This is a genomic window from Neorhizobium galegae, assembly GCF_017877055.1.
GTDB lineage: Bacteria > Pseudomonadota > Alphaproteobacteria > Rhizobiales > Rhizobiaceae > Neorhizobium > Neorhizobium galegae_D.
On the sequence record NZ_JAGIPG010000001.1, the window covers coordinates 755951 to 776933 of the forward strand.

The 20983-nt window shown below is 63.7% G+C and carries 21 protein-coding genes; 12 read left to right on the plus strand and 9 right to left on the minus strand.

Going from position 1 to position 20983, the window contains the following annotated elements; translation table 11 throughout:
• Positions 1-18: 18 nt before the first annotated feature.
• The 4 genes from J2857_RS03375 to treZ all read right to left on the minus strand — a co-directional run bounded on the left by J2857_RS03375 (position 19) and on the right by treZ (position 6425).
• A complete protein-coding gene (locus J2857_RS03375) occupies positions 19-303 on the minus strand; it encodes a hypothetical protein (protein ID WP_046610083.1) in 285 nt (94 codons plus the stop codon).
• Complete coding sequence (locus J2857_RS03380; RefSeq protein WP_210008570.1) at positions 300-1625, minus strand: NAD(P)/FAD-dependent oxidoreductase; 1326 nt, start codon at positions 1623-1625, stop codon at positions 300-302. The genes J2857_RS03375 and J2857_RS03380 overlap by 4 nt, the downstream gene beginning before the upstream one ends.
• A gap of 448 nt (positions 1626-2073) precedes the next feature.
• Entirely contained in the window at positions 2074-4617 is a 2544-nt protein-coding gene (gene treY, locus J2857_RS03385; RefSeq protein WP_210008573.1) for a malto-oligosyltrehalose synthase, read from the minus strand.
• The gene (treZ, locus tag J2857_RS03390; protein ID WP_245363001.1) at positions 4614-6425 is read right to left on the minus strand and encodes a malto-oligosyltrehalose trehalohydrolase; all 1812 of its coding nucleotides are present in this window, start codon (positions 6423-6425) and stop codon (positions 4614-4616) included. Before treZ ends, treY begins: the two co-directional genes overlap by 4 nt.
• A gap of 186 nt (positions 6426-6611) precedes the next feature.
• Here treZ and J2857_RS03395 point away from each other — a divergent pair, with 186 nt between their 5' ends.
• The 7 genes from J2857_RS03395 (at position 6612) to J2857_RS03425 (ending at position 14166) form a co-directional block, all read left to right on the plus strand.
• The gene (locus J2857_RS03395) at positions 6612-7742 is read left to right on the plus strand and encodes an acyl-CoA dehydrogenase family protein (RefSeq protein ID WP_210008575.1); all 1131 of its coding nucleotides are present in this window, start codon (positions 6612-6614) and stop codon (positions 7740-7742) included.
• A gap of 11 nt (positions 7743-7753) precedes the next feature.
• Positions 7754-8521 carry an SDR family NAD(P)-dependent oxidoreductase gene (locus tag J2857_RS03400; RefSeq protein WP_210008577.1) on the plus strand — a complete coding sequence of 256 codons (768 nt, stop codon included), beginning with the start codon at positions 7754-7756 and terminating at the stop codon, positions 8519-8521.
• Positions 8522-8559: 38 nt separating this feature from the next.
• Positions 8560-9792, plus strand: coding sequence for a 3-methyl-2-oxobutanoate dehydrogenase (2-methylpropanoyl-transferring) subunit alpha (locus tag J2857_RS03405; protein WP_210008579.1), 1233 nt, complete (start codon positions 8560-8562; stop codon positions 9790-9792).
• A 193-nt stretch (positions 9793-9985) separates the two neighbouring features.
• Complete coding sequence (locus J2857_RS03410) at positions 9986-10999, plus strand: alpha-ketoacid dehydrogenase subunit beta (RefSeq protein WP_210008581.1); 1014 nt, start codon at positions 9986-9988, stop codon at positions 10997-10999.
• 3 nt (positions 11000-11002) lie between these two features.
• A complete protein-coding gene (locus J2857_RS03415; protein ID WP_210008583.1) occupies positions 11003-12322 on the plus strand; it encodes a dihydrolipoamide acetyltransferase family protein in 1320 nt (439 codons plus the stop codon).
• A 15-nt stretch (positions 12323-12337) separates the two neighbouring features.
• Positions 12338-13744, plus strand: a complete 1407-nt coding sequence (lpdA, locus tag J2857_RS03420) for a dihydrolipoyl dehydrogenase (protein ID WP_210008585.1) — start codon at positions 12338-12340, stop codon at positions 13742-13744.
• A 68-nt stretch (positions 13745-13812) separates the two neighbouring features.
• The gene (locus J2857_RS03425) at positions 13813-14166 is read left to right on the plus strand and encodes a DUF4087 domain-containing protein (RefSeq protein WP_432420136.1); all 354 of its coding nucleotides are present in this window, start codon (positions 13813-13815) and stop codon (positions 14164-14166) included.
• A gap of 52 nt (positions 14167-14218) precedes the next feature.
• Here the strand turns inward: J2857_RS03425 and J2857_RS03430 are convergent, their stop codons facing one another.
• The 3 genes from J2857_RS03430 to J2857_RS03440 form a co-directional block, all read right to left on the minus strand.
• The gene (locus tag J2857_RS03430; protein WP_348635671.1) at positions 14219-14914 is read right to left on the minus strand and encodes a metallophosphoesterase family protein; all 696 of its coding nucleotides are present in this window, start codon (positions 14912-14914) and stop codon (positions 14219-14221) included.
• A gap of 83 nt (positions 14915-14997) precedes the next feature.
• Positions 14998-15792, minus strand: a complete 795-nt coding sequence (locus J2857_RS03435; protein ID WP_037087934.1) for a nucleotidyltransferase family protein — start codon at positions 15790-15792, stop codon at positions 14998-15000.
• A 167-nt stretch (positions 15793-15959) separates the two neighbouring features.
• Positions 15960-16199: a hypothetical protein gene (locus tag J2857_RS03440; RefSeq protein ID WP_210008586.1), complete on the minus strand. Its 240-nt coding sequence runs from the start codon at positions 16197-16199 to the stop codon at positions 15960-15962.
• Positions 16200-16357: 158 nt separating this feature from the next.
• On the opposite strand from J2857_RS03440, the gene J2857_RS03445 reads away from it, so the two are divergent.
• Positions 16358-16546: a DUF3008 family protein gene (locus J2857_RS03445; protein WP_210008588.1), complete on the plus strand. Its 189-nt coding sequence runs from the start codon at positions 16358-16360 to the stop codon at positions 16544-16546.
• 110 nt (positions 16547-16656) lie between these two features.
• On the plus strand, positions 16657-16887 hold the full coding sequence (locus tag J2857_RS03450; RefSeq protein WP_210008590.1) for a hypothetical protein: 231 nt from the start codon (positions 16657-16659) through the stop codon (positions 16885-16887).
• A 293-nt stretch (positions 16888-17180) separates the two neighbouring features.
• Here J2857_RS03450 and hutX read toward each other — a convergent pair whose 3' ends face one another.
• Positions 17181-17702: a heme utilization cystosolic carrier protein HutX gene (gene hutX / locus J2857_RS03455; RefSeq protein ID WP_210008592.1), complete on the minus strand. Its 522-nt coding sequence runs from the start codon at positions 17700-17702 to the stop codon at positions 17181-17183.
• A gap of 8 nt (positions 17703-17710) precedes the next feature.
• A complete protein-coding gene (locus tag J2857_RS03460; protein ID WP_037076909.1) occupies positions 17711-18058 on the minus strand; it encodes an antibiotic biosynthesis monooxygenase family protein in 348 nt (115 codons plus the stop codon).
• A 163-nt stretch (positions 18059-18221) separates the two neighbouring features.
• Here J2857_RS03460 and J2857_RS03465 point away from each other — a divergent pair, with 163 nt between their 5' ends.
• Genes J2857_RS03465 through J2857_RS03475 form a run of 3 tightly spaced genes read left to right on the plus strand, consistent with a single transcriptional unit; the run spans position 18222 to position 20973 of the window.
• Complete coding sequence (locus tag J2857_RS03465; RefSeq protein WP_210008594.1) at positions 18222-19106, plus strand: heme/hemin ABC transporter substrate-binding protein; 885 nt, start codon at positions 18222-18224, stop codon at positions 19104-19106.
• The gene (locus J2857_RS03470; protein ID WP_210008596.1) at positions 19106-20194 is read left to right on the plus strand and encodes a FecCD family ABC transporter permease; all 1089 of its coding nucleotides are present in this window, start codon (positions 19106-19108) and stop codon (positions 20192-20194) included. Before J2857_RS03465 ends, J2857_RS03470 begins: the two co-directional genes overlap by 1 nt.
• Complete coding sequence (locus tag J2857_RS03475) at positions 20191-20973, plus strand: heme ABC transporter ATP-binding protein (RefSeq protein ID WP_210008598.1); 783 nt, start codon at positions 20191-20193, stop codon at positions 20971-20973. Before J2857_RS03470 ends, J2857_RS03475 begins: the two co-directional genes overlap by 4 nt.
• Positions 20974-20983 lie beyond the last annotated feature (10 nt).

Here is a 20983-nt window from a genome sequence, read left to right on the forward strand (position 1 = left end):
TTGCCGAATGCGCCTTTTTCAGGTGCGGCGGCCGACTTCGCGCGCCAGATCCTCGAAACAGAATTTGGTGCCCTGTTCGCTCGCCTCATTGGCCAGAAGCAGGAGCCGGATCGGGAACGCGATCGCCTTCTGGTGGGAGGTCGAGACGGCCAGCGGCTTGTCGTCGGCGAGCACGGTGCGTTCTGCGGCCTGCAGGGCACCCTGGATCTCTTCATGGGAGAGGACGCCTTTTTCGACCAGGAGCCGGTTGATCGCGGCAACCGCGAGATAGAGGCCTTCGAGCTGCGGATTGGCGGTGTTCATGTCTCGGTCCTTTGCGTGGAAGACGGAACGGAAGTGGCGGCATTTTCGTCGATCAGTCGGGCGCCGCGCTGCTGGGTCAGGTAACGCCAGATCCATTGCACGCTGACGAGCAGGCGCTTTTCGAAATTGACGAGCAGGTAGACATGGACGAGCGCCCAGAGGAACCAGGCGAGGCGGCCCTTCAGCGTCCACTTGCCGAAGTCGAAGATTGCCGCATCGCGGCCGATGACGGCCGTATTGCCGCGATTCTGGAAGCGGAACGGCTCGGCCGGCTTGCCGTCGAGCAGTTTCGCCCGCAGCGCCTTGCCGAGATATTGGCCCTGCTGCTTGGCGACCTGGGCGAGGGCCGGCAGCGGCTTGCCGTCTTCGGCGAGGCCCAGCGCCGTATCTCCTATCGCAAAAATATCCGGAAAGCCGGTGATGGAGAGGTCCGGCTCGACCGGAATGCGGCCGCCTGCCTTTCCTTCGATGCCCAGCCATTTGGCCGAGGGCGCCGCTTTGACGCCCGCACCCCAGATGACGCAGCTGGTGCGGAAACGCTGCGAGCCGGCGACCACTTCGTCCTTGGTGACCGATTCGACGGAGAGATTGGTCATCACCTCGACGCCCGCTTTTTCGAGCGCCTTCATGGCGTATTGGGTGAGGTTGTCGGGAAAGGCGGCGAGGATTTTCGGGCCGGCCTCGATGAGGATGACCCGCATGTGATCCGGCTCCAGTTTGCGGAAGTCGCGGGCGATCATGAAATGGCCGAGTTCGGCGATCGCGCCGGCCATTTCGACACCGGTCGGACCGCCGCCGATGATGATGCTGGTGAGCAGCGCCTTCTTTTCTTCCGGATCGTGGGAAAGCTCGGCCTTCTCGAAGGCGAGCAGCAGGCGCTGGCGGATCAGCCGGGCCTCGTGAATGGTCTTCAGGCCAGGCGCCCAGGCGCGCCAGTCGTCATGGCCGAAATAATTGTAGTCCGAGCCGGTGGCGATGACGAGGCGGTCGTATGGGACCGACGTGCCGTTGTCGAGCGCCACGGTCCTGGCGATCGGATCGACGCCGGTGACTTCGGCCAGCATGACGTTGATGTTCCTGAAGCGCCCGAGCGTCCGGCGGATCGGCTCGGAAATATCGGCGGGAGACAGTGCGGCGGTCGCGACCTGATAAAGGAGCGGCTGGAAGAGATTGTGGTTGCGCCGGTCGATGACGGTGACGTCGATGGCGCTGTTGCCGAGCGCGCCGGCCGTCGCAAGCCCGCCGAAACCGGCGCCGACGATGACGACCCGCGGCAGTTTTGTTTGTCCTGTCGTGCCGTTCTGGAAAGCCTTGCCAGCCATATTGCCCCACCCGATTGGCGGAGCAAAGCTCCGCTTGACGCCTGTTCAACCCACGCCGCACACCTTTGTTCCGGACGTGTTTCACCGGAACCTTTTACGCCTGTCGCCGTTCAATTTCACGACATCAATAGGAGAACGTCATGAACAGCATCGTTTGGTTGGTCGGCGCGGTCGTCATCGTCATCGCCGTTCTGAATCTCGTCGGATTTGCCTAATTTCTCGAATGAATCCAATCGGAAGCATTGCTTTCATCTGAATCGAACTGAAGAGGAGACAGTCATGAACAGCATCGTATGGCTCGTTGGAGCCGTCGTCATCGTTCTCGCCGTCCTGTCCTTCATCGGCATAGGCTGATCGGTGAGACGCAAAGCCGGAGGATATCGACAAGGCGCCGTCTCCCAAGGATCGGCGCCTTGTCTTTGCGTGGTTCATTTCGACAGGGCGGCCGCTATTCGGCCAGCAGGAGCGCGAAGGGGTGGTCGCCGAACACCGAGTTGACGGCGATGCGATCCTTGGGGTCGGTGGCCTTGCCGGTGCAGACATCGCGGTAGCGGCGATGTCCCAGCCGTTCGGGCAGGGCTATCTCCGTTTCCGCCCAGCGCTCGGACCGGGACGGCGCAAGGCCTGCGTGGAGCGCGCTGAACACGAGACGCGGGGCGACGACGATGAAGGCGTCGTCCATGTCGGCGCGGGCGAAGGCGATGACGTTGTCGGCGCGCTTGCCCGATGCCCTGAGAGGCAGATATTCTCCCCGGCGAAACAGCGTAGGCGCCTCCTGGCGAACGCGCAGCAGGTTAGCGATGACATGCTGTTTCAGCCGGCCGCTCTGCCATTCCTCCTCGGCGGTGGAGGCGAGCTTTTCCTTCTCCATCAGCCGTTGCTGCAGCATGCCGAAATCCGGTTCGCGGCGGTTGTCAGGGTCGACCAGGCTCAGGTCGAGGCTCTCGCTTCCCTGGTAGATATCGGGTACGCCCGGCGCCGTCAGCTTGATGATCGTCTGGGTGATGCCGTTCACCAGGCCGGCGCCGATGAAGGGTTTCAGGGTATCTGTGAAGTCCGCCAGGAAGGCCTGGTTGCCGGGGGAGAGGAGTGCGCTGGCGTAGTCGCGAACCGCCTTCTCGTAGGTCCCGTTGCCATCGCTCCAGTTGGTGCGCAGCTTTGCCTCGCGCAACGCCTTTTCGACATAGCCGAGGAAGCGCGTCTCGAGCGCCTCGAGGCCCTCCGCATCTTCCGGGTGGAGATCGTTCGGCCATGCACCGGCGAGCGCCTGGTAGAGCATCCATTCGACCGCCGGTTCCGGCGCAGGGCCGTCATCGAGCACCTGAATGGCTTGGCTGTTGATTCTGCGCCAGCGATCCACAGCGTCCGCCCAGAGTCCAGGCACCTCGGTGATCACATAAAGCCGCGCGCGGGCATCCTCGCCGCGCTTGGTGTCGTGGGTCGAAGTACCCGACAGCGCGTCGGGCTGCCTTTCCAGCCGCGTCTGCATTTCCGCGTGGAAACGGTCGAGCGAAAAGCGGCGGGGCAGGGGCTCGGCTCCGACCTCGTTCAGCGCGAGCGCCATGTGCTGCCGAAAGAACAGCGTGTCCTCCACCGATTTCGCCATCAGCGGGCCGGTAAGCTGCTGGAACCGGGTGCGGAAGATCGACGCCTTGCCGGCCGCCGCCTGTTCGACATCGCCGACCAGGATGCGTTCGAGGAAGGCGAGCGCCGCATCCTCCGGCGGGTTCGGGCCGTTGCGCACCTTGTCGAGAACCTTTGCCAGCATCTCCCGGCCCTCGGGCGGAATGCCCTCCCGCGTGCCATAGGTGCGGTAGACCGGGAAGGCGACCAGCAGTTCGCGCAGCGCTCCCTTAACGGACGCTTCCGACAGCGCGGACTCGCGGTCCTCCACCGGCTGGATCTGCATGGCCAGATCGAGCAGCGTCGAGACCTCACCAGCGAAATTGTTGTCGGCCATCAGCAACTTTGCGGCGCGCAATTCAGCTTCCATGTCGACCGGTTGGCCGGTAATCTTTTCATAGGCGCTGCGCAGTTCGTCCAGCTTGCGGCCGTCAACAAGGGCATCGCTGACGGCTGCGATAAATTCGTAACCGGTGGTGCCGGAGATCGGCCAGTCCGTCGGGATCTGCTCGCTCTCGCCAAGAATCTTTTCGACGGTGATGTAGCAATCCGTCCCGGCCTCGTGCCGCAGGCGTTCGAGATAGGCTTTCGGGTCGGCAAGGCCATCGACATGATCGACGCGCAGGCCGTCCACCTTGCCGCTATGGACGAGTTCGAGGATCAGCCGGTGGGTATCGTCGAACACGGTGCCGTCCTCCACCCGCATGCCGGCAAGCCCGGTGATCTCGAAGAAACGGCGGTAGGAGAGTTCGCGGGGCGCATCCCGCCAGGACATCAGCCGATAGGGCTGCTGGTCGTGCAGTTTGGCAATCGCCGCGCGATCGGCGACCTTCAGCACCTCTTCCTGATGGCCTGCGTAACTCGCCGGTGCCAGCGGATAGAGCGTGTCGTAGTAGGCGAGGGCCGGCTTGCCGGTCTTCGGATCGGCCTTGACGGAAATCCCCCCGGCTTCCAGTACCTTCTCGAAGGTATCGCCGAGGAAGGGCAGGGTCAGGGATCTGCTCCAGTCGATATCGAAATGGCGGGCATATCTGCTCTTCTCGCCGTTTTCGACGACATCGCGCCACCAGGGATTTTCGAGCGATGCCGCCATGTGGTTCGGGACGATGTCGATGATCAGGCCAAGGCCCTCGGACTTCAATGCCTTCACCATCCGCTCGAACCCGTCGCGTCCGCCGATCGCAGGCTCGATCTCGTTGGCATCGGTCACGTCGTAGCCGTGGGTGGAGCCGGTCGTGGCGGTAAAGATCGGCGAGGCGTAGAGATGGCTGATCCCGAGCCGCTTCAGATAGGGCACAAGGGCAGCGGCCCGGTCGAAGGTCATGCCGTTGCGGAACTGGATGCGATAGGTGGCGGTCGGAATCATCATGCGGCGTCTCCCGCGGTTCCGGCGCGGACGAGGACCGAGTTCGCCGGCAGGTCCTTCGCCTGTTCGGGCCATGCGAAGATCACCTTGCCGGGCAGGTCCGGCAGCGCCTGCGCCTTCTCGCCGATATTGATCGCCATCGAGATCGTGCCTTTTGGAAAAGTCCACGATACGGCAAGGAACCCCTTGTCCGTCCTCAGCACCTTGCCGGAGCGACCGCTCGCGGAGCCGAGCAGGGGAACAACGATCTCCTGCCGCAGCTTCAGGAGCGTCCTCGTCAATTCCAGCCAGTCCTTGCCGTCCGCCGAATCCAGCTTCTTCCAGTCGAGCCGGGAGACATCGAAGGTCTTTCTGGCGTTCGGATCGGGAACCGTCTCGCCTTCGTGGCCCGCATGGCCCTCGAATTCCTTGCGGCGGCCATCGCGCACGGCTTTCGCGAGATCGCCATGGAAATCGGTGAAGAACAGGAAGGGGTTGGTCTCACCATATTCCTCGCCCATGAAGAGGAGCGGGATATGCGGCGAGAGGAGAAGCATGGCGAGCAGTGGCTTGACCCTGTCAGCGCCTGCCAATTCGATCAGCCTTTCGCCTTGCGCACGGTTGCCCACCTGGTCGTGGTTCTGGATGAAATCCACGAAGGCGACCGGTGGCTGATCCAGGCTCGAAACGCCGCGTTTTTCCCCGGTCTGCGGCGAGACTTCGCCCTGATAGGCAAAACCTTCGGCGAGCACCCGCGCCACCAGCTTTTCCGGTTCCCTGGCGAAATCCTTGTAATAGGCATGCGTCTCGCCGGTCGCGAAGACATGGACGGCGTTGTGGAGGTCGTCGTTCCATTCGGCGGTGAAGAGCGGTGCCTTGCCATCCTCGTCGCGTGGATGCAGGAAAGTGACGTTGCGGGCGTCTTCCGTCGTCAGATGGATGGCGCGCTCCGGGATTTCGGCGCGGATGCGCTCGGCGATCTCGACCAGTACATGTTTTTCGGATGAATCCTCGATCTGGTCGATGGCGTCGAAACGCAGCCCGTCGAGGTGGAATTCCTCCAGCCAGTAGAGCGCGCATTCGGTGATGTAACGCCGCACCGGCTCGACGTCATAGGCGATTGCAGCGCCCCAGGGCGTCATCTTCTCCTTGTGGAAGAAGGTCGGCGCCAGCAGCGGCAGATAGTTTCCTTCCGGGCCGAAATGGTTGAGCACGATGTCGAGCACCACCGTCAGCCCATGACCGTGGGCGGCATCGATGAAGGCCTTGAAATCCTCCGGCGGGCCGTAGGCGGCATGCGGCGCATAGAGGAGCACGCCGTCATAACCCCAGCCACGGTTTCCGCCGAAATGGGCGACCGGCATGACCTCGATCATGGTGACGCCGAGGTCTGCGAGATAGGGCAACTTTTCGATCGCGGCGCGGAACGTGCCTTCCTCGGTAAAGGTGCCGATATGGATTTCGTAGACGACCGTTTCCTCCCACGGCCGGCCCTGCCATTCGGGGTGCTGCCAAGTGTAGCTGGTCGGATCGATTACCAGCGAGGGACCGTCGATGCGGTCCTTCTGGCCGCGCGAGGCGGGATCGGGGACGACCATGCCGTCGGCGAGCACATAGGCATATTCGGCGCCGGGAGCGATGCCGGTGGCGAGGAGCTCAAACCAGCCGTCATTGCTGCGGCTCATCTCGGTATCGTCGCCGTTCAGCCGCAGCGTCACGGTCTCCTGGCCCGGTGCCCAGAGTCGGAACCGTACCTCGCCGGCAGCGACATATTCGGCACCCCAAGTCTTTGGAAACGCACGAAACTCGGTGACGGTATTCAATTCCGACATGCTGGCCAGCCCCTGGTTGAGAGAGACCGGCAAACGGGCGAAGTCGCTTCGGGTTCCATTGTGGGGCGCTGGCGCAATAAAATTACGCGGGGGAGCAACAAATAACAAGTTCCAGGGAGTGGTCGGCGGACCGGTTCAGGCCTAATTTAGCACTCATGCAAGCGGTTTCGGGGAGGAGATCAGTGCATGCTGACTGAGGAGGAAGAGCTTATCCGCTCGACTGCCGCGGAGTTTTCCCGGGAGGTCCTGAAACCCGGTGCGGCGGCGCGTGACAAGTCGCACGCGATCGAGCCGGACGTGCTGAAACAGCTCGGCGAGCTCGGGTTTCTCGGCATGCGGACGGCGGAGGAATGGGGCGGCGTCGGCTGTTCCTATGTCGCCTATGCCAGCGCGCTGATGGAGATCGCTGCGGGCGACGGCGCGGTCTCGACGCTGGTCAGCGTCCACAATTCTCCGGTCTGCTCCCTCCTCGACATGCACGCTTCCGACGACCAGAAGGAACGGTTCCTCAGGCCGCTTGCCGAAGGCCGCCATATCGGCGCCTTTGCGCTGACCGAGGCCGATACCGGCTCGGATGCCGCCGCCATCCGTACCCGTGCCACAAGAGATGGCAACGACTATGTCATCAACGGTTCGAAGATGTTCATCACCTCCGGCAAGATCGCCGGCACGGTGATCATCTTCGCGGTCACCGATCCGAGCGCCGGCAAGCGCGGCATCTCCGCCTTCGTCACAGCGACGGATGTGCCTGGATTTTCGATCTCCAAGGTCGAGGACAAGCTCGGCCAGAAGGCTTCGGACACTGCGGCGCTGATGTTCGACAACCTGCGCATTCCCGAAAGCCAGCGGATCGGTGCCGAAGGCGCCGGTTTGAAGGTCGCCCTGTCGGGATTGGAGGCTGGCCGGATCGGCATCGCAGCCCAATGCGTCGGCATGGCGCAGGCCGCCTTCGACGTGGCGCTCACCTATGCCAAGGAGCGCAAGACTTTTGGAAAGCTGCTTCTCGACCACCAGGCTGTCGCCTTCCGGCTGGCGGATGCGAAGACGCAGATCGAGGCGGCGCGCCAACTGGTCCTGCATGCGGCACGGCTGAAGGATCGCGGCGAGCCCTGTCTGGATGAGGCCTGCATGGCAAAACTGTTCGCCTCCGAAATGGCGGAAAAGGTCTGTTCCGCGGCGATCCAGACGCTCGGCGGCTACGGCTATATTTCCGATTTCCCGGTCGAGCGCATCTATCGCGATGTCCGTGTCTGCCAGATCTACGAGGGCACGTCCGACATCCAGAAGATCATCATCGCCCGCGGCCTGGCGAACTGAGGAGGATCGGGATGCGCATAGACGGCGGAAACTTTCTGGTGACCGGTGCGGCTTCCGGCCTTGGTCTCGCGACAGCTAAAATGCTTGTCGAAGCCGGCGCTTGCGTGGCTTTGCTCGACCTCGATGAGGCCGGCGGGCAGGCGACAGCCGAGGAACTCGGCAAGGGCACGATCTTCGTGAAGATCGATGTCCGCAGCGGAGAAGCGGTCGAGAATGCCGTCGCCAGGGCCGAGGCTGCCAACGGGCCGATCCGCGGCGCCGTCTGTTGTGCCGGCATCGCTGCGTCGGAAAAGGTGCTCGGCAAACAGGGCGTCCACGCGCTCGAAAGTTTTGCCCGGGCGCTGGAGATCAACACGATCGGCACGTTCAACGTGATCCGGCTGGCGGCGCAGGCGATTGCGAGGACCGAACCGAACGAGGAGGGCGAGCGCGGCGTGCTGGTCGCCACCGCCTCGGTCGCCGCCTATGACGGGCAGATCGGGCAGGCGGCCTATGCCGCCTCGAAGGCGGCGGTGGCCGGCATGACGCTGCCGATCGCCCGCGAGCTTGCCCGCGACGGCATCCGCATGATGACGATCGCGCCCGGCATATTCGAGACGCCGATGATGGCCGGATTTTCCGACGAGGTGCGCGCCTCGCTTGGGAAATCGGTGCCGTTTCCGCCGCGGCTCGGGCGGCCGACGGAATTCGCACGGCTGGTGCGCGAGATTATCGAAAACCCGATGCTGAACGGCGAAGTGATCCGCCTCGACGGAGCGCTCAGGATGGCGCCGCGTTGAACGATGGATTTTGATCGCTTCTTTGGGAGGAGGAACGAATGACGGATGGACAGAGACTAAGCCTGCATGTGCCCGAGCCGGAAGTGCGGCCGGGCGGCAAGCCGGATTTCTCCAATGTGCCGATCCCGAAGGCCGGCTCGGTTCGGCGGCCGGAGGTGGATGTCGATCCGAAGGAGATCCGCGACTTCGCCTATTCGATCATCCGCGTGCTCGACCGCGAGGGCGAGGCGGTCGGTCCCTGGGCCGGGTCGCTGACGCCCGAGGAATTGATGGAGGGCCTCAAGCACATGATGCTGCTGCGGGTCTTCGACAGCCGCATGCTGATGGCGCAGCGGCAGGGCAAGACCTCCTTCTACATGCAGCATCTCGGCGAGGAGGCGGTCTCCTGCGCCTTCCGCAAGGCGCTTCTCCCCGGCGACATGAACTTTCCGACCTACCGCCAGGCCGGCCTGCTGATCGCCGGCGGCTATCCGATGGTCGAGATGATGAACCAGATCTATTCCAACGATGCCGACCCCCTGAAGGGGCGCCAGCTGCCGATCATGTATTCGGCCAAGGACTACGGCTTCTTCACGATCTCGGGCAATCTGGCCACGCAATATGTGCAGGCCGTCGGCTGGGCCATGGCATCGGCAATCAAGAACGACACGAAGATCGCCGCTGCCTGGATCGGGGACGGATCGACGGCGGAGTCGGACTTTCATTCGGCGCTGGTCTTTGCCTCCACCTATCGGGCGCCCGTTGTCCTCAACGTCGTCAACAACCAGTGGGCCATCTCGACCTTCCAGGGTGTGGCCCGCGGCGGCTCGGGCACGTTTGCCGCTCGCGGCCTCGGTTATGGCCTGCCGTCGCTGCGCGTCGACGGCAACGACTATCTGGCCGTGCATGCGGTCGCCAAATGGGCGGCCGAGCGGGCGCGGCGCAATATCGGCCCGACGCTGGTCGAATACGTCACCTACCGCGTCGGGGCGCATTCCACCTCGGACGATCCGTCGGCCTATCGTCCGAAGGAAGAGTCCGAAGCCTGGCCGCTCGGCGATCCGGTCATCCGGCTGAAGAACCACCTGATCCGCATCGGCACCTGGAGCGAGGAGCGCCACAAGCAGATGGAGGCCGAAATCCGCGACACGGTCGTCGCCGCCCAGAAGGAGGCGGAGCGCCACGGCACGCTCCATTCCGGCGGAAGGCCGTCGATGCGGGACATGTTCGAAGGCGTTTATGCGGAGATGCCGCCGCATCTGAAGCGGCAGCGGCAGCAGGCGGGGGTGTGAGGATGAGAGAGTTAAGTCTTCGATCGCTGCTCCCCCTCATCCGCCTGCCGGCACCTTCTCCCCGCTGGGGAGAAGAGGATATGCCGCGAGGTCTCCGATCCTCCTCTCCTCAGCGGGGAGAGGGTGGCCGAGCGAAGCGGAGGCCGGGTGAGGGGGCGGCTTGCTCCAGCATTGCTAGATCGGAGGCCCGCCCATGCCGCGCATGACGATGATCGAGGCGATCCGCAGTGCCATGGACGTCTCCATGGAGCGTGACGACGATGTGGTCGTGTTCGGCGAGGATGTCGGTTATTTCGGCGGCGTCTTCCGCGGCACCCAGGGGCTACAGCAGAAATACGGCAAGACGCGCTGTTTCGATGCGCCAATCAATGAATCCGGCATTGTCGGCGCCGCGATCGGCATGGCGGCCTATGGGCTGAAGCCCTGCGTCGAGATCCAGTTCGCCGATTACATGTATCCGGCCTATGACCAGCTCACCCAGGAAGCGGCGCGGCTGCGCTATCGCTCCAACGGCGATTTCACCTGCGGGATCACCGTGCGGATGCCGACCGGCGGCGGCATCTTTGGCGGCCAGACGCACAGCCAGAGCCCGGAAGCACTGTTCACCCATGTCTGCGGCCTGCAGGTCGTGGTGCCCTCCAATCCCTATGACGCGAAGGGGCTGCTGATCGCCTCGATCGAGAACCCCGACCCTGTGATCTTTCTCGAACCGAAGCGGCTCTATAACGGCCCGTTCGACGGCCATCATGATCGGCCGGTGACGTCCTGGGCCGGCCATCCGCTCGGCGAGGTGCCGGCAGAGCACTATGTTGTGCCGCTCGGCAAGGCGGTGGTGCGGCGGCCGGGTTCGGCGGTGACCGTGCTCGCCTATGGCACGATGGTGCATGTGGCCGAGGCGACGGCCGAGGAGACCGGCATCGACGCGGAGGTAATCGACCTGCGCACCCTGATGCCGCTCGACCTCGATACCATCGTCACCTCGGTGAAAAAGACCGGGCGCTGCCTGGTGGTGCACGAGGCGACGCTCACTTCCGGTTTCGGGGCGGAACTGGCGGCGCTGGTGCAGGAGCACTGCTTCTACCATCTCGAAGCGCCGGTCATCCGGGTTGCCGGCTGGGACACGCCTTATCCGCATGCGCAGGAATGGGACTATTTTCCGGGTCCGGCCCGTGTCGGCCGGGCGCTGCGCGACATGATGGAGACCTGAGACATGGCGGAAAAGCTCATCAAGCTGCCGGATGTCGGCGAAGGTGTCGCGGAAGCGGAACTGGTGGAATGGCACGTCAATGTCGGCGACCTGGTGCGCGAGGACATGGTGCTCGCCGCGGTGATGACCGGCAAGGCGACCGTCGAAATCCCGTCGCCTGTGGACGGCGAGGTGACGTTCCGGCACGGCGAGATCGGCGATATCATCGCCACCGGCACCGTCATCCTCAAGATCAGGATCGCGGGCGAGGGCGCTGGCGATGAAGAAGAGATCGAGGGCGGCGATAGCAGGGAGGAGCCACGGGTCAAGCCGGCTATTCCGCCCGTTGCAGCTCTCGAACAGACATCTGAGAAAAAGGTTGAACCTCTTAAACCAAAAGCTGAGATCGCCGCATCGCCGCCCGTCGCCAAACCGCTGTCCCATCCCGTTGGAGTACCCCGCGCGGAAGGTGAAAAACCGCTGGCACCGCCGGCCGTTCGTCTTCGGGCGAAGGAAGCGGGGATCGACCTTCGGCAGGTCCCGGGCACGGGGCCGGCGGGCCGCATCACCCACGAGGATCTGGATGCGTTCCTGAACAGCCAGGGCAGCGGCGGGGCTGTTACCGCCGGGCTGCAGCCGAACAAGGCGGTGCAGGAGGTCAAGGTCGTCGGCCTGCGTCGCCGAATCGCCGAGAAGATGGCGCTGTCGAAATCCCGCATCCCCCACATCACCTATGTGGAGGAGATCGACATGACCGCGCTCGAAGAGCTGCGGACCCGGATGAACGGCACCCAGAAACCCGGCCGGCCAAAACTCACCATCCTGCCCTTCCTGATGCGGGCGATGGTGAAAGCGATCGGCGAGCAGCCGGGCATCAACGCGCTCTATGACGACGAGGCCGGCGTCATCCGCCAATATGGCGGCGTGCATATCGGCATCGCGGCGCAGACGCCTTCCGGGCTCGTCGTGCCCGTGGTGAAGCATGCCGAGGCGCGCGATATCTTCGACTGCGCCCGGGAAGTGGCGCGCCTCAGCGACGCCGCCAAGAACGGCACGGCACTGCGCGAGGAACTGTCGGGATCGACGATCACCATCAGCTCGCTCGGCGCGATGGGTGGCATCGTCTCGACGCCGGTCATCAACCATCCGGAAGTGGCGATCATCGGCGTCAACAAGCTCGCCGTCCGGCCCCATTGGGACGGCGTGCAATTCGTGCCGCGCAAGATGATGAACCTGTCCTCCAGCTTCGATCACCGGGTGATCGACGGCTGGGATGCCGCGACATTCGTGCAGCGCCTGAAGGCGCTGATGGAAACGCCGGCGCTTATCTTCGTCGAGGAGTGAGGTGAGAGAAGAACAATGAAAGAGATCACCTGCAAGCTCCTCGTCATCGGGGCCGGTCCGGGAGGCTATGTCTGCGCCATCCGGGCCGGCCAGCTGGGGGTCGACACCGTCATCGTCGAAATGGCGAAGCCGGGCGGCACCTGCCTCAATATCGGCTGCATTCCCTCCAAGGCGATCATCCATGCGGCCGACGATTTTGCGAAGACCGTCGCGATGGCGGCCGGCAGAAATGCCATGGGCATCAAGGCCGACAATCCGGCCATCGACCTTGCAAAAACCATGGCCTGGAAGGACGGCATTACCGGCCGGCTGACACTCGGTGTCGCTGGTCTCCTGAAGAAGGCCGGCGTCAAGATCGTCGTCGGCCGGGCGAAATTCCGGGACGGCAAGACGGTCGCGGTGGAGACGGAAACCGGCGAACAGGTCATCCGCGCCGAAAACATCGTCATCGCCACGGGTTCGGCGCCGGTCGAGCTGCCGGTGCTGCCGTTTGGAGCTTCCGGGGCCAAGGTGATTTCCTCCACCGGCGCGCTGTCCCTAACCGAAGCGCCGCAGAAGCTCGCGGTGGTCGGTGCCGGTTATATCGGTCTCGAACTCGGGCTCGCCTTTGCCAAGCTCGGATCGAAGGTGACGATCGTCGAGGCGCTCGATCGCATCCTGCCGCTCTACGATACGCAGCTTACCCAGCCGGTCGGCAGGCGGCTTGCGGCCTTGGGTGTCGAGGTCCTGCTCGGCACCAAGGTGAAGGGCCTGTCCTCGAATGGCGAGGCTCTGCTGGCGGAGACCGGTTCCGGCGAGGAAAAGCGCATCGCCGCCGACAAGATCCTCGTCACGGTCGGGCGCAAGCCGGTCACCGAAGGCTGGGGCCGGGAGGAGCTGGAACTCGACATGGACGGCCGGTTCCTTCGGATCGATGAGCAATGCCGCACCTCGATGCGCGGCATCTATGCGGTCGGCGACGTGACCGGCGAACCGATGCTGGCGCACCGGGCGATGGCGCAGGGCGAGATGGTGGCGGAGATCGTCTCCGGCAAGCGCCGTTCCTGGGACAAGCGCGCCATTCCCGCCGTCTGCTTCACCGACCCGGAAATCATCTCGGTGGGCATGTCCCCGGACGAGGCGAGGGCGGCGAGCCGCGAGATCAAGATCGGCCAGTTCCCGTTTTCCGCCAATGGACGGGCGATGACGCTGTCGGCGGAGGAGGGTTTCGTGCGGGTCGTGGCGCGTGCCGACAATCACCTGGTACTCGGCATCCAGGGCGTGGGGGCGGGGATTTCCGAACTCTCGGCGGCGTTCGCGCTGGCGATCGAGATGGGGGCGCGGCTGGAGGATATTGCGGGGACGATCCATGCGCATCCAACGCAGTCCGAGGCATTTGCGGAGTCGGCGCTGAAGGCGCTGGGGCATGCGCTGCATATCTAAGCGGATCGGCATCAGGTCGCCGTGGACACCCGGATCACTGAGAGGTATTCGTGTGAGAACGGGAGCCGATGATGAAGAAACTGCTTGCGATATGTTTCTCCTGCATGCTTGTGCCGGCAGCGGCGCTTGCCGAAACGCGTTGCGGCTGGCTGATCAATCCGACGCCCCGCAACTGGACGCTGATCGACGCCCAGAACGAATGGCTGATCATGCTCCAGGGCGGCTACGAAGCGAAAGGAATGGACAAGATCAAGGACATGGCCGAGGGCGAGCATGTGACCATCAACTACAGTCATGGCTACCCCTGCTTCTGCATGAACGTTTCGAGCGACAAGGACGGAAGCATCAAGCAGATTTTCTCCACCCGTCAGCTACCCTTGTCAAAATGCCGGCGCGATCCTGCGCTCCTGGAGCCTAGATGAACGAGTAGGCCCCGTCGCGCGTCCAAGCTGCAAAGGCTGCTCGCGAAACGTCCTAGAGTTCCAGCAGCGCATAGGGTTTCCCCGTCGGCTTCTCGATATGCGAGGCGACGTTGTAGACCGGCGCACCACCCGGCGTCCTGCCTTCGTAAGTGCCGCGATGGGCGTGTCCGTGCACCACGGCCTTTACCGGGAACCGGTCGATGGTCTCCGCCAGCCGCGATGAGCCGAGGAACGGATAGATCTCCTCCGGCTCACCCGCCACCGTCTCGCGGATCGGCGCATAGTGGAGCACGACCATGGCCCGTTCCGATCGCACCTGGCGCAGCGCATTCTCCAGCCGCATGGTCTCCTCAACGCTTTCGGTGACCATCGCCTTGATCGCCGGCTCGCCGAAGGAGCCGAGCATGTGCCGCCCGAAGCCGCCGGCGAAGCCCTTGGCGCCGGCGAAGCCGACGCCGTTGATCTCGACCGCCTGGCCCTCCAACAGGTGGATGCCGGCCTCCTTGAGGATATGGGTGACTTCTTCGACGCAGCCGCATTCGTAATCGTGATTGCCGAGTACGCCGACTATCGGAATGGAGCAGGCGCGCAGGTCGGAAGCCAGGATTTCCGCTTCCTTGACCTTGCCGAGATCGGTGAGATCGCCGGTCAGGACGAGGATGTCGGCAGCCTGGGAAATCTCGGTGAACAGCTCCTTGTAGGACACCGTGCCGTGTTCCTTGACATGCAGGTCGCCCATGGCGGCGATCCTGAGCTTGCCATTGCCCTTCTTCGCCTCGGCTTTGCCGGTTTCGCTTTTGGCGGTGTCGTTTCTCGTGTCGGTCGTTTTGCTCACGCCAAGCCTCCCTGGGCCATTTCCTCTTCGACGCCGTCGCGAAGGTCGCCTTCGCCACCCACGTCGGCAAAACCCCATTCCTTGACGTCGATCTCGAAATCCACCCGGCTGAACATGCGGCCGCGGCAGATCTTCATCTGCGGCAGCGGCAGTTCGCGCTGTGCCTTCAGGCGGTCGAGCAACTCGTCCAGCAGCCAGTCCGGCACCTTGTCGCGCTCGGTCGGGTAGATCCAGCGGAAGTTCAGGAGGTGGATCAGCAGCACTTCCCAGTGCACTTCCATATGGTTCAGCAGCCGCTCCCAGTCGATCTGGTCGTGGGCGCGCAGGATCATATGGACGATATCGCCCCCGTCGTAGCGATGGCGGAGCTGCACGAAACATTTCGACCAGATGAGTTCGGTCGGCGCGATGATGCGCACCTTGTGGCCGTTCATCTCGATCTGGCGGGCGTTTTCGAACCAGGCGTCACTGATCGGCATGGTGCCGTTCGACGCGGCGAAGATGACGTCGAAGAAATGCCGGCCCTTCTTCACCTTGCCGAGCCAGCGGTCGTCCTCCACCTCGATATGATAACCCTTGTCCTTAAAGTGGGCGAGGATGCGGGCGTAGTCGCCGGCCTTGCAGAAGATGTCGAGATCCTTCGTCTGGCGGGTGATTCCCGTATAGGCGCTGATGGCGAACGTGCCGGCCAGCAGGAACGGGATATGGCAGTTGGCGAGATCCTCGACCGCCTCGGCGACAAAGGCCTCCGAATCCGCGTCGGCAAGCGTCGGCGCGGCCTTCACTTCCATCCCCGGCATGGTGTCGACCGGATGGGTGGCCTTCTCCCTCGGCAGGGTCTGCGCGGCATTGGCCTCGGCATTCATCGGCGATCTCCGAATCTTGAGCTTCGCGCAGAGGAACACCCGGGCAGGCCCGGAGGTTCCGCTTCGAGTTGTTTTGCGATTGTCGTGGCGCTTCAATCTTCGGGGTTGTCGGCATTCGCCATCGGGCTCGGACGGCCGTCCGGCTGGTCGCCGTCTTCGCGCTCTTCCCGGTCTTCGAGATCGGTCTCGACGAGATAGGCATCCTTGTTGCCGAGTCTTGCGGCTTCCTTCAGCGCTTCCGGATTGGTCGTGTCCAATTGCTCGTCATTCAACTGATCCTGAAGCGCGTCACTTGTCTTGCCGCTGTCGGTGGGCGTGCGTTTGGCATCCATGGCGATGGTCCCTTTCTGCTGTGGCGAGAGCCGTTCCAGACATTCATCCGGGCTCGTCTCTCAACCCCTGGGGACACGACAGGTTCCCCGGTCTCGTATGCGGGAACCAAAGCCGCGGCAGGTTGTTGGATTTGGTGCGCAAACTCGAGGAGGCAGATATGCCAGCGAAATCCAAAGCACAGCAGAAGGCGGCCGGTGCCGCACTTGCCGCAAAACGCGGTGAGATCAAGAAGGGCGAGCTCAAGGGCGCTTCGAAGGGCATGGAAAAATCCATGAGCGAAAAGCAGCTTGAAGAGTTCGCCTCGACGAAGCGGAAGGGCAAGCCGGATCACGTCGCGCACCACTGACGGGATGCCGATTTGCCAAGACGCCATCGGGCTGCCGGTCCGAGACCGGAACTTCGCGGAGAGACGGACGTTCTGCGGAACGCTCGTCTTTTCGTGGAGGAGGAAAAACCATGCCGCCTGAAGAACTCGATGCAACGCTGACCGCCCTACCGCTGAGGATCGGCGTCTATATTCCCGATGACCTGATGGAAGATTGGTTTGCGCCCGGAACGGGTATGAAACCGGTGAGCGAGATGGCCTTGAAGGCGGCAGAGGCCTATGGCCGCCGCTTCGAGTGCGAATTCAAATATTATCCGGAGCGGATGGAGGGCGTCTTCTGGAAATGGGTTCCGGCGCTCTAGACAGTTTTGGCCCAACGAGACCTGAAAAACCGACGAAGCGCGCCGCGCCGCTAAGGATCGCTCTTCCTTTGAGAAGGGAAAGCGACCGGTCCGCCTTTGGGCGCGGCGGCGCCTCATTCAATGACAATCACCTTCGAGGGCGGCATTTGGCTGAAACAAACAGATGCTGCCAACCCACTCCGCGAGCCCTGCCATGACGCTGCAATGCAGGGGAAAGCGAAAGGTTCCACCAGAAGTGATTCGAACGGTTATTTTTCGTCCGAATCACCCAAAACTCACAGAACCGCCGATGCTCAGGCGACGTAGCTGTCGCGCAGGGCCTCGAACTTCTGCAGCTGTTCTGGGATCAGTTCGCGTGCGGCATCCCGCTTGACGAAGACTTTGAACATCGCCGAACCCTTGGCGTTCATGAACCAGACCGAGCAGGAACGGCGGCCGTGGAAGGCGCGATCGACGAAGGTCACCGAGGCGCAGTTCTCCTTCTTGATGTGACCGCCGATCGGGCTGTCGCCATGGATGTTGAACCAGCCATGGCCTTCCGAACCCATCGGCAGGCTGCCTTCGGCCTCCAGCACGATGTCGTCGGTATGGACGATGAACAGGACTTCGCCCCAGGTACTCATCTCGGCCCAGATATCCGCGAACTTCTCCTTGTCGGCGATGACCGCCGCGCCCTTCGGCAGGATTTCAAGGATTTCCGCCGGCGTCACGTCGGCATTGGCGGCGATCGCCTCGACGACGCCGTCGGGCTTCTCCGCCAGGGCGGCGAGTGCCCGTTCGCGACGGTCCGGCTTGATTTCGGAAACGGCGTTCATCCGGGACCTCAGGCGGCAGCGTCGGCGCGCACGCCGTTCTTGTCTTCGTGGATGATCACTTCGAAACCTTCGAAATGGGGCCCGGAGAGATATTCCACCTTGCCGCGGTTGTTGCCAGCATTCGCGTGCGCCGCGCGAAACTGTTCCGACTTCGTCCAGGCCTGGAAGTCCTCGAAGGTTTCCCACACGGTATGGGATGCGTAGAGGGTGTGATCCTCGGCCTTGGGGCCCTTGAGCATATGGAACTCCACATAACCGGGCAGCTCCGCGAGGCGGCCCTGGCGACCACGCCAGATGGCTTCGAATGCTTCTTCGTAGCCCGGCACGACGCGGAATCGGTTCATGGCGATGTACATGGATAGTCCCTCACTTAAAGTTTCACTTTCGGCTCAAGATATCTGCGGCCGGTCCCCTTGAAAAGCCCAAAAAACTTGCGTAGTCAACTCAAGTTATCGCCGTAGGCCAGGCGGACCTGAGGCATATTGCGCCTCGGTTTGGGCAGACAAGGAGCAGAGTATCATGGGGTCTTCCTTCACCTTGAGGGGGCTTTTCGCAGCCGTCCTCCTGGGCACCGGTCTCGTCGCGGGCGCCGCCGCTGCATCCGACAAGGGTAATCCGGAAGCCAAGCGGATCGTCTCGATTGGCGGCACGATCACCGAGATCCTGTATGCGCTCGGCGCCGAGGACCGGATCGTAGCACGGGACTCGACGAGCTTCTATCCGGATGCGGCCAATTCCAAGCCGGATGTCGGTTACATGCGCGCCTTGTCCGCGGAAGGCATTCTTGGCCAGAAGCCCGATCTGATCCTGATGGAAGAGGGTTCCGGCCCGCCGCCGGTCATCGAAATCCTAAAAGCCAGCGAAGTGCCGATGGTGGTCATCCCGACGCCGCCGAAGGCCGATGCGATCGGCAGGAAGATCCGTGATGTGGGTGCAGCCGTTGGCCTCTCCGACAAGGCAGAGGCGCTGGCCGCAAAGACGGAAGAGGACTTGAAGAAGCTCGCCGCCGACGTTGCCAAGATCCCCGGACCGAAGAAGAAGGTTCTGTTCGTGCTGTCGCTCGCCAATAACCGCGTCATGGCCGGCGGTGCCGATACGGAAGCGGGCGCGGTGATCGAAATGGCCGGCGGCGTCAACGCCGCGCCGACCATCAACGGTTACAAGCCGCTTGCCGACGAAGCCGTCATCGCGGCCAAGCCGGATGTGGTGCTCTCGATGTCGCGCGGCGATCATACCATCACACCGGAACAGGTTTTTGCGATACCGTCGATGCAGACGACGCCGGCTGCCGCCAACAAGGCGCTGGTCAGCATGGACGGTCTGCTGCTGCTCGGTTTCGGGCCGCGCACGCCGGACGCCGCCCGCACGCTCGCCGCGCAGATCTATCCCGGGGCGATCAACTGATGATGAGGGCGCTGGCGATGCCCTTCCGTCCGGCGGACGATGGAGACCGGACGCGTCAGGGCGTCGCCGTGCTCCTCCTGCTGGCAGTAATGCTGTTTGCCGCCTGCCTGCTTTCGCTCGGCGTCGGCCCCACCGGCGTCGGCCTGCGTGATCTCTGGACCTATGCGACCGGCAACAGCGCCAGCCTTTCGACCCAGGAACGGGTGATCCTCGAGGCGGTCAGGTTGCCGCGCACCGCGCTCGGCCTTCTGGTCGGCGCCGGGCTTGCCGTCTCCGGCGCGATGATGCAGGGCCTGTTCCGCAATCCGCTCGCCGATCCCGGCATTGTCGGCGTCACGGCCGGCGCCGGGCTTGCGGCGGTTGCGGCGATCGTGCTGGGCAACGGCATCCTGGCGCCGGTCGCCATGCTGCTCGGCAACCAGTTCCTGCCGCTCATGGCTTTCTTCGGCGGTCTGTTCAACACCTGGATGCTCTACCTCATCGCCACCCGTGACGGACGGACGTCGACGACGACGCTGATCCTGTCGGGTATCGCGATCGGTGCACTGTCGGTGGCCCTGATGGGCCTGATGATCGTCATGGCCGACGACCGGCAGCTGCGCGACATCACCTTCTGGAACCTCGGCTCGCTCGGGGGGGCCACGTTCGGCCGGGTCTTGTCCATCCTGCCCTTCATCGGCGTGGTGATGGTGATCATGCCCTTCGTGGCGCGGGGCCTCGATGCGCTGGTGCTCGGCGACGCCGCCGCCTTCCACATGGGCATACCGGTGCAGCGGCTCAAGAAGATCGTCATCGTCGCGGTCGCCGCCGCCTGCGGCTCGACCGTCGCGGTCGCCGGCTCGATCGGTTTCGTCGGCATCGTCGTGCCGCACCTGCTGCGCCTCGTCATGGGACCGTCGCACCGCTTCCTGCTGCCGGGCTCGGCGCTCGGGGGAGGGGCGCTGCTTTTGGTTGCCGACAGCGTTGCGCGCACTGTCGCCGCGCCGGCGGAACTGCCGATCGGCGTCATCACCGCCCTGTTCGGCGCGCCAGTCTTCCTCTTCCTGCTGCTGGGTAAAAACGGCATCACCACGCGGGACATGCCATGATTTCCGCCGAACACGTCACCGTCGCCCGCTCGGGCCGAAAGCTGCTCGACAATGTCGGCCTCGATCTCGAGCCGGGCAAGTTCACCGTCGTCATCGGCCCGAACGGTGCCGGAAAATCGACGCTGATGAAGGTGATCTCCGGCGAGATGAAACCCGATATCGGCTTCGTCAGCTATCACGGCACCGGCGTCGATCTCTGCCAGCCGGTCGAGCTTGCCAAACGCCGGGCGGTGCTGCCGCAGGCGACGCAGCTCGCCTTCCCCTTCACCGCGCTCGAAATCGTGCGCATGGGGGCGGTGGCGCAGGGAGCGTTGAACCCGACCGAGCAGGCCCGCCAGGCGCTCTCCCGCGTCGGGCTTCGCAGTTTCGAAAGCCGGCCCTATCCGTCGCTGTCGGGCGGCGAACAGCAGCGGGTGCAGTTTGCCCGCGCCCTCGCGCAGGTGCCGCAGCCCGTCTCCGACGGCGTGCCGCGGGCGCTGTTTCTCGACGAGCCGACCGCCAGCCTCGATCTCGGCCACCAGATCTCGGTGCTGGAGATCGCCCGCGACTTCGCCAATGCCGGCGGCATCGTGCTCGCCATCCTGCACGACCTCAACCTTGCGGCGGAATTCGCCGACCATCTCGTGGTGTTGAACCACGGCCGGGTGGTGGCGGAAGGCGCCTGCCTGGAAACGGTCAATGACGAGATCATCGCCAGCGTCTACGGCATTGCCGGCGCCGTCGGCCGCCTGCCGGCAGCCCACATCCCCTACGTCCTGCCGCAATCGCGGCACCGCTGAGCTGTCAGGA

Bases quoted from the DNA above. Each gene is read 5' to 3' on its own strand.
- J2857_RS03375 (WP_046610083.1), bottom strand. From the start codon at position 303: ATGAACACCGCCAATCCGCAGCTCGAAGGCCTCTATCTCGCGGTTGCC.
- J2857_RS03380 (WP_210008570.1), bottom strand. From the start codon at position 1,625: ATGGCTGGCAAGGCTTTCCAGAACGGCACGACAGGACAAACAAAACTG.
- treY (WP_210008573.1), bottom strand. From the start codon at position 4,617: ATGATGATTCCGACCGCCACCTATCGCATCCAGTTCCGCAACGGCATG.
- treZ (WP_245363001.1), bottom strand. From the start codon at position 6,425: ATGTCGGAATTGAATACCGTCACCGAGTTTCGTGCGTTTCCAAAGACT.
- J2857_RS03395 (WP_210008575.1), top strand. From the start codon at position 6,612: ATGCTGACTGAGGAGGAAGAGCTTATCCGCTCGACTGCCGCGGAGTTT.
- J2857_RS03400 (WP_210008577.1), top strand. From the start codon at position 7,754: ATGCGCATAGACGGCGGAAACTTTCTGGTGACCGGTGCGGCTTCCGGC.
- J2857_RS03405 (WP_210008579.1), top strand. From the start codon at position 8,560: ATGACGGATGGACAGAGACTAAGCCTGCATGTGCCCGAGCCGGAAGTG.
- J2857_RS03410 (WP_210008581.1), top strand. From the start codon at position 9,986: ATGCCGCGCATGACGATGATCGAGGCGATCCGCAGTGCCATGGACGTC.
- J2857_RS03415 (WP_210008583.1), top strand. From the start codon at position 11,003: ATGGCGGAAAAGCTCATCAAGCTGCCGGATGTCGGCGAAGGTGTCGCG.
- lpdA (WP_210008585.1), top strand. From the start codon at position 12,338: ATGAAAGAGATCACCTGCAAGCTCCTCGTCATCGGGGCCGGTCCGGGA.
- J2857_RS03425 (WP_432420136.1), top strand. From the start codon at position 13,813: ATGATGAAGAAACTGCTTGCGATATGTTTCTCCTGCATGCTTGTGCCG.
- J2857_RS03435 (WP_037087934.1), bottom strand. From the start codon at position 15,792: ATGGAAGTGAAGGCCGCGCCGACGCTTGCCGACGCGGATTCGGAGGCC.
- J2857_RS03440 (WP_210008586.1), bottom strand. From the start codon at position 16,199: ATGGATGCCAAACGCACGCCCACCGACAGCGGCAAGACAAGTGACGCG.
- J2857_RS03445 (WP_210008588.1), top strand. From the start codon at position 16,358: ATGCCAGCGAAATCCAAAGCACAGCAGAAGGCGGCCGGTGCCGCACTT.
- J2857_RS03450 (WP_210008590.1), top strand. From the start codon at position 16,657: ATGCCGCCTGAAGAACTCGATGCAACGCTGACCGCCCTACCGCTGAGG.
- hutX (WP_210008592.1), bottom strand. From the start codon at position 17,702: ATGAACGCCGTTTCCGAAATCAAGCCGGACCGTCGCGAACGGGCACTC.
- J2857_RS03460 (WP_037076909.1), bottom strand. From the start codon at position 18,058: ATGTACATCGCCATGAACCGATTCCGCGTCGTGCCGGGCTACGAAGAA.
- J2857_RS03465 (WP_210008594.1), top strand. From the start codon at position 18,222: ATGGGGTCTTCCTTCACCTTGAGGGGGCTTTTCGCAGCCGTCCTCCTG.
- J2857_RS03470 (WP_210008596.1), top strand. From the start codon at position 19,106: ATGATGAGGGCGCTGGCGATGCCCTTCCGTCCGGCGGACGATGGAGAC.
- J2857_RS03475 (WP_210008598.1), top strand. From the start codon at position 20,191: ATGATTTCCGCCGAACACGTCACCGTCGCCCGCTCGGGCCGAAAGCTG.